Here is a 12430-nt window from a genome sequence, read left to right as displayed (position 1 = left end):
TGGATAGAGGTGGAATAACTATGGCGCAACAAGATTGGAAAAAATCAGTTGTTTATCAAATTTATCCCAAGTCATTTAATGACACAACAGGAAATGGAATAGGGGATATTCAAGGTATCATTGAAAAGTTGGATTATTTGCAATTTCTCGGTGTTGATTATTTATGGATTACACCTATTTATGATTCTCCAATGAATGACAATGGCTATGATATTAGAGATTATTATCAAGTTAATGCACAATTTGGGTCGAAAAGTGATTTGAAAAAGTTGGTAGATGCAGCACACGATCGAGGCCTTAAAATCATGTTGGATATTGTTATTAACCATACTTCTACATCGCATAAATGGTTTAAAGCAGCTAAAGCTTCTAAAGGTAATTCTTATAGAGATTATTATTTCTTTCGTGAATCTCAGCAGGGACCACCTACAAATTGGGTGTCAAAATTTGGCGGAAATGCATGGGAATACGACCAAACTACCGATAGTTACTATTTACACTTGTTTGATGTGACACAGGCTGATCTCAATTGGGATAATCCTGATGTACGGCGTGAGCTTTATAAAATGATTAATTACTGGATTGATTTTGGTGTGGATGGTTTTCGTTTTGATGTTATCAATTTAATTTCAAAACATGCACTTCAAGATTCTGAAAAAACAGGAAAAGAATATTATACAGATGGACCTCATGTTCATGAATATATTCATGAAATGAATCGACAAACTTTCGGTAATAAGGAAATGATGACAGTTGGAGAAATGTCTTCAACAACAATAGAACATTGTATAAAATATACGCAACCAGAACGACAAGAATTAAATAGTGTATTTAATTTTCATCATTTAAAAGTGGATTATAAAGAAGGAGAAAAATGGACGAATCAAAAATTTGACTTGCAGCAATTAAAAAAGATTTTAATGGATTGGCAAACAGGTATTTATGAAGGTGGAGGATGGAATGCTATTTTTTGGTGTAATCATGATCAACCAAGAGTAGTATCGCGTTTTGGACAAGATAATAATGAAGAAATGCGACGACGTAGCGCGAAAACATTAGCAATTGTTTTACATCTCTTACAAGGCACACCTTATATTTATCAAGGTGAAGAAATTGGTATGACAGATCCCCATTTTCAATCTATAGATCAATATAGAGATGTAGAATCAATAAATGCCTATCAAGAAATGCGAGCAGCTGGATATTCAGAAAGAGAAATTTTAACTATCTTGGGTCAGAAATCTCGTGATAATTCACGAACACCTATGCAGTGGAATGCAGATGAAAATGCTGGTTTCACCACGGGCACACCTTGGATCGATCTTTCTTATAATTATAAAGAGATTAATGTTCAAGCAGCTCTTGAAGACACTTCTTCTATACTTTATACGTATAAGAAACTTATAGAATTACGTCATGATTGTGATATTGTGACGTATGGTAACGTTGTCCCTCGTTATATAGAGCATGAGCAACTCTTTGTATATGAACGTAATTATAAAGAAGAAAAGTGGCTTCTAGTGGCTAATATGACCTCGCAAAAAGCTTTGTTACCTGATGACTTGCAGTTGGATGGTTCAATAGTGATGCAAAATGGTATAATAGAAGAAAATATAGTCGCACCTTATTCAGTAATAGTAGTGGCAATCAGGTAGTGAGAGGCAAAAATGAAAAAGCAGAATAAATTTCAGTATATTTTTGAAGATATGAGAATGTCTATTTTAGAAGGCGTATTTAATTATGGAGATGCCCTTCCTTCTGAACATCAACTCGTTAAAAAGTATAAAGTGTCACGTGAAACAGTTCGAAAAAGCTTAAACATGTTAGCTTCGGATGGTATGATACAAAAAATAAGAGGTAAAGGGTCTGTGGTAATTTATCATGGTATGACAGAGTTCCCTTTCAATGATTTGAAGAGCTTTAAAGAGATTCAAAATGAGCTCGCATTGAAACACCAAACAGTTGTAGTTTTATTTGAAAAGATTACAGCTGGACAAGCACAAGATGCTAAAAAAGCTTTAGATCTGTCACAAGGAAGACAGTTATGGCACTTTATTAGATATCGGCAAATTGGGCAAGCAACTAAAATTATAGATGAAGATTATATTTTAGCAGATTTATTCCCTGATTTGTCAGAGGAGATTATTCAAGATTCATTATATGATTATATTGAAAAAGATAAAGGGTATGAAATTAGTTTTTCCAGTAAGTCCATTACTTTTGAACCTTTTGGGGAAAGAGAAAGATTAGCTTTTGGTGATGTTTCTCCTCAGTATTCTGCAACAGTTACAGGTATTGTGCATTTGAAAGACACAACAAAGTTTCAATATAATGTCTCTAAACATATTGCAACTGAATTTAAATTTACTGATTTTTCTAGAAGGCATACACATGTATGAAAGAGCCTTTTATAGCGAAATTGCATTGTTTATTTATCGATATAGAGACTCTGCTTGCATTTTTATTAAAAGGTATAGTATTATTAAATATGCCGTGCTAAGCGGGGAGGTAGCGGTTCCCTATTCTCGAAATCCGCTTTATGCGAGGTCGAATTCCTTTGTCGCGGATATGTATTTGTGAAGTCTGCCCAGAGCACGAGGTGTTTGAAGATTTCGGTCCTATGCAATATGAACCCATGAACCATGTCAGGTCCTGACGGAAGCAGCATTAAGTGGATTCTCATATGTGCCGTAGGGTAGCCGAGATTTAGCTGTCGACTCTGGTAACGTTTGTGATGCGTATTCTACACAAAGGTGCACGGCATTATTATTTTTAAAATTGTATTTTCGATTAATAGATGTGTGAGTAACTTTTGAAGAGTTGCTCTTTTTTTATATATGAATAATGTAAGGAGGTTAACGGATGTCCGTATTTATTAGTACACCAACAGAAACTGACTATGAACCCTCTTATGAAATGATTGCTGAAGCTTTTAAAGATGTACCGCATTCAACACATCGCGAGCATGAATGGGTGAAACGTTTACGCATGTCGCCCAACTATCATTTTGAGTTGGAAGTTATCGCCAAAACAGAAGATGGCACGTTGATTGGACATGCGATGTGTACAGAGGTCAAAATTCAAAATGAAGACAAGACCTATACTGCGCTTGCACTCGCACCGCTCGCAGTTGTGAAAGCATATCGTAATAAAGGATTGGGGAAAGCACTCGTTCAAGCTTTGGAAGAACGTGCACTTTCTGAGGAATATACAACGATTCTCGTTTTAGGCGATGGGGCTTACTATGAAAAATTAGGCTATGAAGTTGCTGAAAACTATGATATCTATTTGCCGCCTCAAATGGGTGAAACTGAGCTACATGTGAAATTTTTGTGGGATGCTTTAGCGGATTTACCCAACGGAACAGTGGTCTATCCATCAGAATTTTTGAAGTAACTTTGCGCCATACAAACGAGATTGAACGTGATATAATGAAGTCATTGTTAGTTCGGAGGTGCCAAAGTGGATTATCAAGCATTATACCGTATGTTTCGTCCGCAAAGTTTTGATGATGTAGTCGGGCAAGAACATGTGACCAAAACCTTAAAAAATGCAATTGCAAAAGGGAAACAATCCCACGCTTATATCTTTAGTGGTCCGCGTGGTACAGGAAAAACGAGTATTGCAAAAATATTTGCTAAAGCCATCAATTGTGAAGTGAGAGAAGATGGAGAACCCTGTAATGAATGCCCGACATGCAAAGGCATTACACAAGGTTCTAATTCAGATGTCATCGAAATTGATGCCGCGAGTAATAATGGTGTAGATGAAATTCGTAATATTCGAGACAAAGTCAAATATGCACCGAGTGAATCAAAATATAAAGTGTACATTATTGACGAGGTCCATATGCTGACAACAGGCGCGTTCAATGCACTGTTGAAAACATTGGAAGAGCCTCCTGCACATGCAATCTTTATTTTGGCTACAACAGAACCGCATAAAATTCCACCTACAATTATTTCGAGGGCGCAACGTTTTGATTTTAAAGCCATTCATTCAGATCGAATTGTAGACCGTTTGAGATACGTTGCCGAACAACAGGCACTCGACTACGATGAGGAGGCCCTTGAGTTTATCGCAAAAGTATCAGAAGGCGGTATGAGAGATGCTTTAAGTATTATGGATCAAGCGATTGCTTTCGGTGATGAGCGATTAACTTTGAAGGATGCTTTGGATGTTACAGGGAGTCTAGATGAGTCCGATCTAAATGCACTCTTTCAAGATGTTGTACAAGGCCACGTTCATGATGCGTTTGAACGTTATCATCAATTTGTTAGTGAAGGTAAAGAGGTTAATCGTTTAATCAATGACATGATTTATTTTGTAAGAGACACGATTATGGCTAAAACAACAAATCAGCGAATGACGTTAGATGCTTTGGCTGAATTTGACTTAGAAGTTTTATATAAAATGATTGATGTCATTAATGATACATTAGTGTCAATTCGATTTAGCGTGAATCAAAATGTACATTTAGAAGTACTATTAGTTAAACTTTCCGAAATGATTAAAGAGGCTGGAGCAACAGGAGAAGTCGTTGTTAACCATGCGCCGTCAGAGCAACAAGATGCGATGATAAGACGTATGGAAGCACTCGAATCTGAATTACAAACGTTAAAATCTCAAAATATTGGGATGCCAACCTCACAACCTAAGCCACAGCCTGCAAAGCGTCGTAATTCGAATTCGACCTATTCAGTGGAACAAATTGCTAAAGTTCTAGATAAAGCAAACAAAGAAGATATTGCTTTAATTAAAGAGCGTTGGGCTGATGTTATTCAATATGCGAAAGATCGTAATCAGAAATCACTCGTCAGTTTGTTACAAAATTCGGAGCCTGTAGCAGCTAGTGAAGATAAAGTGTTAGTAAAGTTCGATGAAGAAATACATTGTGAAATTTTGAAAAAAGACGAAGAAAAGAAACAAAGTATTGAAAATGTCGTAAAAGATATTATAAACAAGCCTGTATCTGTGGTAGGTGTACCTGCTGATAAATGGATGCAAGTGCGGAGTGATTACATTACTAATCGTAAACGAAGTCATTCGAATGGGCAGCAGGAGTCTGCAAAGCCGGAAAAACAAGCGAGTGTTGTTGAAGCGGCCAAGAACTTGTTTGGAGAAGACACAGTTCATGTTATAGATGAATAAACATGACAAGGCTTTGAAAGGTATGTATAATTGTAAACGAATCTAAGAAGAACTCTCTCTTGGACGCGTATCATTACGTGAATATGTATATACCGTAAAATGATAGAGTATTGAGTATTCTGTTGTTTTAATAAAATGAATATAGATGGACCATCTCGTCTTTGATAAGATTATTTAATTGATGATGGTTTTAATAATAAGGAGGATACATTTATGCGCGGTGGCGGAAATATGCAACAAATGATGAAACAAATGCAAAAAATGCAAAAGAAAATGGCTGAAGAGCAAGAAAAATTAAAAGAAGAACAAGTTGAAGGAACAGCTGGTGGCGGCATGGTTAAAGTTGTCGTGTCTGGTCATAAAGAAGTCGTTGATGTGGTTATCAATGAAGAAGTCGTAGATCCAGAAGATGTAGAAATGTTACAAGACTTAGTATTAGCTGCAACGAATGAAGCAATGAACAAAGCAGATGAATTAACAGCTGAGCGTTTAGGAAAACATACTAAAGGTCTTAACATTCCAGGAATGATGTAATATGCATTATCCTCAACCGATATCGAAACTCATCGATAGTTTCATGAAATTGCCAGGCATTGGTCCCAAGACGGCTCAACGTCTGGCTTTTCACGTACTTGACATGAAAGAAGATGATGTTGTTCAATTCGCAAAAGCTTTAGTGGATGTCAAACGAGAACTTACCTATTGTAGTGTTTGTGGCCATATTACCGAACAAGATCCTTGTTATATTTGTGAAGATAAACAACGCGATCGTTCAACAATATGCGTGGTCGAAGATGATAAAGATGTGATTGCAATGGAGAAAATGAAAGAATATAAAGGCTTGTATCATGTATTGCATGGTACAATTTCTCCTATGGATGGCATTGGCCCTGAAGATATCAATATACCAAGCCTTATTGATCGTCTCAAAGATGAACAGGTTCAAGAATTGATTCTTGCAATGAATCCTAATCTTGAAGGTGAATCAACAGCGATGTATATTTCTAGACTGGTTAAGCCACTAGGCATTCGTGTCACACGATTAGCGCAGGGGCTATCAGTCGGTGGCGATTTGGAATATGCGGATGAAGTGACGCTGTCTAGAGCTATCTCTGGGCGTACAGAAATGTAGTAAGAAACAAATGGTCATATAATGAATGAAGATAACAGGCGGAAGAGAGAAAGCGACCTAGTTGTATCGTCTCGTATCATAGGAATGATATGTACATTAGAAAAGGATGGCATTAAAGTATAGGTTTCATTCAATGATTTGCTAATGCTTTTCTTTTGTATATTGAGATATGATGCCATCTCCTATCCTGTTGTCTTTATTTTTTTATTGTAGATTGCGTAGTGTTTTGTATAGAACAATAAAATAAAATGAGAATAATGCGTTTAAAATAACGAAAAGCATTAAAGAGTGTAATTTTTATTGTTGTTAAAAGGGTTGAAAGCCTGTATAGTTATATCTTATTGAGCGGCACAATAAGTCGCAACAACAAAACGAAAAAATTAATTAAAAAAGTTGTTGACATTAGAAAATAACTTGTGTATAATTAATTCTTGTCGAGTCAAAAAAATAAATGACATGAACATTGAAAACTGAATGACAATATGTCAACGTTAATTCCGATAATTTGAGTACTTCAACGTACTTTAAAGAGTGATTGACTTAATCAATCAACGAGCTATATCAAGCTTACTTCTTTTATGGAGAGTTTGATCCTGGCTCAGGATGAACGCTGGCGGCGTGCCTAATACATGCAAGTCGAGCGAACGGACGAGGAGCTTGCTCCTTTGAAGTTAGCGGCGGACGGGTGAGTAACACGTGGGTAACCTACCTATAAGACTGGAATAACTCCGGGAAACCGGGGCTAATGCCGGATAACATGTTGAACCGCATGGTTCAACAGTGAAAGACGGTCTTGCTGTCACTTATAGATGGACCCGCGCCGTATTAGCTAGTTGGTGGGGTAACGGCCTACCAAGGCGACGATACGTAGCCGACCTGAGAGGGTGATCGGCCACACTGGAACTGAGACACGGTCCAGACTCCTACGGGAGGCAGCAGTAGGGAATCTTCCGCAATGGGCGAAAGCCTGACGGAGCAACGCCGCGTGAGTGATGAAGGTCTTCGGATCGTAAAGCTCTGTTGTTAGGGAAGAACAAATGTGTAAGTAACTGTGCACGTCTTGACGGTACCTAACCAGAAAGCCACGGCTAACTACGTGCCAGCAGCCGCGGTAATACGTAGGTGGCAAGCGTTATCCGGAATTATTGGGCGTAAAGCGCGCGTAGGCGGTTTTTTAAGTCTGATGTGAAAGCCCACGGCTCAACCGTGGAGGGTCATTGGAAACTGGAAAACTTGAGTGCAGAAGAGGAAAGTGGAATTCCATGTGTAGCGGTGAAATGCGCAGAGATATGGAGGAACACCAGTGGCGAAGGCGGCTTTCTGGTCTGCAACTGACGCTGATGTGCGAAAGCGTGGGGATCAAACAGGATTAGATACCCTGGTAGTCCACGCCGTAAACGATGAGTGCTAAGTGTTAGGGGGTTTCCGCCCCTTAGTGCTGCAGCTAACGCATTAAGCACTCCGCCTGGGGAGTACGGTCGCAAGACTGAAACTCAAAGGAATTGACGGGGACCCGCACAAGCGGTGGAGCATGTGGTTTAATTCGAAGCAACGCGAAGAACCTTACCAAATCTTGACATCCTTTGACCGCTCTAGAGATAGAGTTTTCCTCTTCGGAGGACAAAGTGACAGGTGGTGCATGGTTGTCGTCAGCTCGTGTCGTGAGATGTTGGGTTAAGTCCCGCAACGAGCGCAACCCTTGAGCTTAGTTGCCATCATTAAGTTGGGCACTCTAAGTTGACTGCCGGTGACAAACCGGAGGAAGGTGGGGATGACGTCAAATCATCATGCCCCTTATGATTTGGGCTACACACGTGCTACAATGGACAATACAAAGGGCAGCGAAACCGCGAGGTCAAGCAAATCCCATAAAGTTGTTCTCAGTTCGGATTGTAGTCTGCAACTCGACTACATGAAGCTGGAATCGCTAGTAATCGTAGATCAGCATGCTACGGTGAATACGTTCCCGGGTCTTGTACACACCGCCCGTCACACCACGAGAGTTTGTAACACCCGAAGCCGGTGGAGTAACCATTTTGGAGCTAGCCGTCGAAGGTGGGACAAATGATTGGGGTGAAGTCGTAACAAGGTAGCCGTATCGGAAGGTGCGGCTGGATCACCTCCTTTCTAAGGATAATATACGGAAATATCACCAACAGGTGATAGACGGAATTAACATGACATATTGTATTCAGTTTTGAATGCTCATTCATTTGATGATTCAACGATTGTACATTGAAAACTAGATAAGTAAGTATAGATTTTACCAAGCAAAACCGAGTGACAAGCGAAAGCTTGAAACAAAATTATCGCTAGTCGTCGACAGACGACTCACATAATTAATAACTGGTGAATTGAGTGAAAGCTCAATCATAAAAGATTAAGTTATTAAGGGCGCACGGTGGATGCCTTGGCACTAGAAGCCGATGAAGGACGTTACTAACGACGATATGCTTTGGGGAGCTGTAAGTAAGCTTTGATCCAGAGATTTCCGAATGGGGGAACCCAGCACGAGTTATGTCGTGTTATCCGCATATGAATTCATAGTATGTGAGAAGGTAGACCCGGAGAACTGAAACATCTTAGTACCCGGAGGAAGAGAAAGAAAAATCGATTCCCTGAGTAGCGGCGAGCGAAACGGGAAGAGCCCAAACCAACAAGCTTGCTTGTTGGGGTTGTAGGACACTCTATACGGAGTTACAAAAGTATTTGTTAGACGAATAACCTGGAAAGGTTAATCAGAGAAGGTAATAATCCTGTAGTCGAAAACGAATACCCTCTTGAGTGGATCCTGAGTACGACGGAGCACGTGAAATTCCGTCGGAATCTAGGAGGACCATCTCCTAAGGCTAAATACTCTCTAGTGACCGATAGTGAACCAGTACCGTGAGGGAAAGGTGAAAAGTACCCCGGAAGGGGAGTGAAAGAGAACTTGAAACCGTGTGCTTACAAGTAGTCAGAGCCCGTTAATGGGTGATGGCGTGCCTTTTGTAGAATGAACCGGCGAGTTACGATCTGATGCAAGGTTAAGCAGAAAATGTGGAGCCGTAGCGAAAGCGAGTCTGAATAGGGCGAATGAGTATTTGGTCGTAGACCCGAAACCAGGTGATCTACCCTTGGTCAGGTTGAAGTTCAGGTAACACTGAATGGAGGACCGAACCGACTTACGTTGAAAAGTGAGCGGATGAACTGAGGGTAGCGGAGAAATTCCAATCGAACTTGGAGATAGCTGGTTCTCTCCGAAATAGCTTTAGGGCTAGCCTCAAGTGATGATTATTGGAGGTAGAGCACTGTTTGGACGAGGGGCCCCTCTCGGGTTACCGAATTCAGACAAACTCCGAATGCCAAATAATTTAACTTGGGAGTCAGAACGTGGGTGATAAGGTCCATGTTCGAAAGGGAAACAGCCCAGACCACCAGCTAAGGTCCCAAAATATATGTTAAGTGGAAAAGGATGTGGCGTTGCCCAGACAACTAGGATGTTGGCTTAGAAGCAGCCATCATTTAAAGAGTGCGTAATAGCTCACTAGTCGAGTGACACTGCGCCGAAAATGTACCGGGGCTAAACATATTACCGAAGCTGTGGATTGTCCGTAGGACAATGGTAGGAGAGCGTTCTAAGGGCGTTGAAGCATGATCGCAAGGACATGTGGAGCGCTTAGAAGTGAGAATGCCGGTGTGAGTAGCGAAAGACGGGTGAGAATCCCGTCCACCGATTGACTAAGGTTTCCAGAGGAAGGCTCGTCCGCTCTGGGTTAGTCGGGTCCTAAGCTGAGGCCGACAGGCGTAGGCGATGGATAACAGGTTGATATTCCTGTACCACCAATATTCGTTTTAAGCGATGGGGGGACGCAGTAGGATAGGCGAAGCGTGCTGTTGGAGTGCACGTCCAAGCAGTAAGATTGAGTGTTAGGCAAATCCGGCACTCATTAAGATTGAGCTGTGATGGGGAGAGGAAATTGTTTCCTCGAGTCGTTGATTTCACACTGCCGAGAAAAGCCTCTAGCTAGAATATCGGTGCCCGTACCGCAAACCGACACAGGTAGTCAAGATGAGAATTCTAAGGTGAGCGAGCGAACTCTCGTTAAGGAACTCGGCAAAATGACCCCGTAACTTCGGGAGAAGGGGTGCTCTTTGGGGTTCACGCTCTGAAGAGCCGCAGTGAATAGGCCCAAGCGACTGTTTATCAAAAACACAGGTCTCTGCTAAACCGTAAGGTGACGTATAGGGGCTGACGCCTGCCCGGTGCTGGAAGGTTAAGAGGAGTGGTTAGCGCAAGCGAAGCTACGAATCGAAGCCCCAGTAAACGGCGGCCGTAACTATAACGGTCCTAAGGTAGCGAAATTCCTTGTCGGGTAAGTTCCGACCCGCACGAAAGGCGTAACGATTTGGGCACTGTCTCAACGAGAGACTCGGTGAAATCATAGTACCGGTGAAGATGCCGGTTACCCGCGACAGGACGGAAAGACCCCGTGGAGCTTTACTGTAGCCTGATATTGAAATTCGGTACAGTTTGTACAGGATAGGTAGGAGCCTTAGAAGCGTGAGCGCTAGCTTACGTGGAGGCACTGGTGGGATACTACCCTAATTGTATTGGATTTCTAACCCGCAGCACTTATCGTGCTGGGAGACAGTGTCAGGCGGGCAGTTTGACTGGGGCGGTCGCCTCCTAAAGTGTAACGGAGGCGCTCAAAGGTTCCCTCAGAATGGTTGGAAATCATTCATAGAGTGTAAAGGCATAAGGGAGCTTGACTGCGAGACCTACAAGTCGAGCAGGGTCGAAAGACGGACTTAGTGATCCGGTGGTTCCGCATGGAAGGGCCATCGCTCAACGGATAAAAGCTACCCCGGGGATAACAGGCTTATCTCCCCCAAGAGTTCACATCGACGGGGAGGTTTGGCACCTCGATGTCGGCTCATCGCATCCTGGGGCTGTAGTCGGTCCCAAGGGTTGGGCTGTTCGCCCATTAAAGCGGTACGCGAGCTGGGTTCAGAACGTCGTGAGACAGTTCGGTCCCTATCCGTCGTGGGCGTAGGAAATTTGAGAGGAGCTGTCCTTAGTACGAGAGGACCGGGATGGACATACCTCTGGTGTACCAGTTGTCGTGCCAACGGCATAGCTGGGTAGCTATGTATGGACGGGATAAGTGCTGAAAGCATCTAAGCATGAAGCCCCCCTCGAGATGAGATTTCCCAACTTCGGTTATAAGATCCCTCGAAGATGACGAGGTAAATAGGTTCGAGGTGGAAGCGTAGTGATACGTGGAGCTGACGAATACTAATCGATCGAAGACTTAATCAAATTTGTTCATAAGGTTTTACTTGTAAATGTATACTTACGATCTAGTTTTGAATGTATAACATTCAAAAGCATTTTTGTTTGGTGACTATGGCAAAGAGGTCACACCTGTTCCCATGCCGAACACAGAAGTTAAGCTCTTTAGCGCCGATGGTAGTCGGACTGACGTTCCGCGAGAGTAGTACGTTGCCAAGCAGAAATAAACGCATAATTGGATGCGATGAGCGGCGTACATCCCGAAAGGTGAGAAATCATCTTTTGGGGTGTATTTTTATATGCTCTCAAAGTATGGGGGGCTGTTATCAACAGCGCTCTATGCAAGAGGATTGTGAGCATGCATGGCTCATTTTACGGCTGTATATTTTGGTTGTATATTTTTAACGGTCGGTAAAATATTCACTGACCGTTATTTTAATTTTTGATATTAAAAAAGCACAAATATCTCTATAATTGTAAGTGCCTAAACCAACGATTAAGGAGATATTGTGCCTATGTGTAATGATATATCAGAAATGCTTAAAATAAAAGCAAAATTTTAAAATATTATTGATAATATTTTAGCAAGCTCAAGTATGCGTATATTAGAAAAATGGTAATTGTTTGCTCGCTTCGATAATATCCTGAGTATAAAAAAACTGCTTGCCTTGTCCAGTGTACGCGGGTTCTAAAATCATATTTGTCATTGATGTGTAAAGCCATTTGGGGTGGATGCCACTGTTTAAGATTTCTTGGAATTCTTGAAAGTCTTTATCCCAATCTAATTGAATCTCCATTTATATCGTCACCTCCACAAAAATTATAGAACATATGTACGTGTTTTGAAAGGGTCTAGCCATGAAATTTCTGAC

General features: G+C 41.4%; 7 protein-coding genes, 3 rRNA genes and 1 other RNA gene. 10 read left to right on the top strand and 1 reads right to left on the bottom strand.

Annotated features, from left to right (window positions below):
- Nucleotides 1-20 precede the first annotated feature (20 nt).
- The 10 genes from MUA40_RS11365 (at nucleotide 21) to rrf (ending at nucleotide 11777) form a co-directional block, all read left to right on the top strand.
- Nucleotides 21-1655, top strand: coding sequence for an alpha,alpha-phosphotrehalase (locus tag MUA40_RS11365; protein WP_037559368.1), 1635 nt, complete (start codon nucleotides 21-23; stop codon nucleotides 1653-1655).
- 12 nt (nucleotides 1656-1667) lie between these two features.
- A complete protein-coding gene (gene treR / locus MUA40_RS11360) occupies nucleotides 1668-2399 on the top strand; it encodes a trehalose operon repressor (RefSeq protein WP_016425601.1) in 732 nt (243 codons plus the stop codon).
- A gap of 92 nt (nucleotides 2400-2491) precedes the next feature.
- An RNA gene (gene ffs, locus MUA40_RS11355) (signal recognition particle sRNA large type) lies at nucleotides 2492-2761 on the top strand.
- A gap of 101 nt (nucleotides 2762-2862) precedes the next feature.
- Complete coding sequence (locus MUA40_RS11350; protein ID WP_016425599.1) at nucleotides 2863-3396, top strand: GNAT family N-acetyltransferase; 534 nt, start codon at nucleotides 2863-2865, stop codon at nucleotides 3394-3396.
- Between the two features lie 66 nt (nucleotides 3397-3462).
- Nucleotides 3463-5151: a DNA polymerase III subunit gamma/tau gene (dnaX, locus tag MUA40_RS11345; RefSeq protein WP_262569594.1), complete on the top strand. Its 1689-nt coding sequence runs from the start codon at nucleotides 3463-3465 to the stop codon at nucleotides 5149-5151.
- Nucleotides 5152-5364: 213 nt separating this feature from the next.
- Nucleotides 5365-5685: a YbaB/EbfC family nucleoid-associated protein gene (locus MUA40_RS11340; protein ID WP_016425597.1), complete on the top strand. Its 321-nt coding sequence runs from the start codon at nucleotides 5365-5367 to the stop codon at nucleotides 5683-5685.
- A 1-nt stretch (nucleotide 5686) separates the two neighbouring features.
- On the top strand, nucleotides 5687-6283 hold the full coding sequence (gene recR / locus MUA40_RS11335; protein WP_016425596.1) for a recombination mediator RecR: 597 nt from the start codon (nucleotides 5687-5689) through the stop codon (nucleotides 6281-6283).
- A gap of 575 nt (nucleotides 6284-6858) precedes the next feature.
- Nucleotides 6859-8410: ribosomal RNA gene (locus tag MUA40_RS11330) — 16S ribosomal RNA — on the top strand.
- A 251-nt stretch (nucleotides 8411-8661) separates the two neighbouring features.
- Nucleotides 8662-11585: ribosomal RNA gene (locus MUA40_RS11325) — 23S ribosomal RNA — on the top strand.
- Nucleotides 11586-11662: 77 nt separating this feature from the next.
- Nucleotides 11663-11777: ribosomal RNA gene (gene rrf / locus MUA40_RS11320) — 5S ribosomal RNA — on the top strand.
- Together the 16S, 23S and 5S rRNA genes form the textbook arrangement of a ribosomal RNA operon.
- 386 nt (nucleotides 11778-12163) lie before the next feature.
- Here the strand turns inward: rrf and MUA40_RS11315 are convergent.
- Nucleotides 12164-12355, bottom strand: a complete 192-nt coding sequence (locus MUA40_RS11315; protein ID WP_016426532.1) for a hypothetical protein — start codon at nucleotides 12353-12355, stop codon at nucleotides 12164-12166.
- Nucleotides 12356-12430: the final 75 nt, after the last annotated feature.

Origin of the sequence: Staphylococcus schleiferi (genome assembly GCF_025558325.1) — a bacterium.
GTDB classification, from domain to species: Bacteria; Bacillota; Bacilli; order Staphylococcales; family Staphylococcaceae; genus Staphylococcus; species Staphylococcus schleiferi.
This window is presented reverse-complemented; position numbering and strand designations above follow the sequence as displayed.

What these genes read in the sequence shown, in the direction of transcription:
- MUA40_RS11365 (WP_037559368.1), top strand. Translation starts at nt 21, where the DNA reads ATGGCGCAACAAGATTGGAAAAAATCAGTTGTTTATCAAATTTATCCC.
- treR (WP_016425601.1), top strand. Translation starts at nt 1,668, where the DNA reads ATGAAAAAGCAGAATAAATTTCAGTATATTTTTGAAGATATGAGAATG.
- MUA40_RS11350 (WP_016425599.1), top strand. Translation starts at nt 2,863, where the DNA reads ATGTCCGTATTTATTAGTACACCAACAGAAACTGACTATGAACCCTCT.
- MUA40_RS11340 (WP_016425597.1), top strand. Translation starts at nt 5,365, where the DNA reads ATGCGCGGTGGCGGAAATATGCAACAAATGATGAAACAAATGCAAAAA.
- recR (WP_016425596.1), top strand. Translation starts at nt 5,687, where the DNA reads ATGCATTATCCTCAACCGATATCGAAACTCATCGATAGTTTCATGAAA.
- MUA40_RS11315 (WP_016426532.1), bottom strand. Translation starts at nt 12,355, where the DNA reads ATGGAGATTCAATTAGATTGGGATAAAGACTTTCAAGAATTCCAAGAA.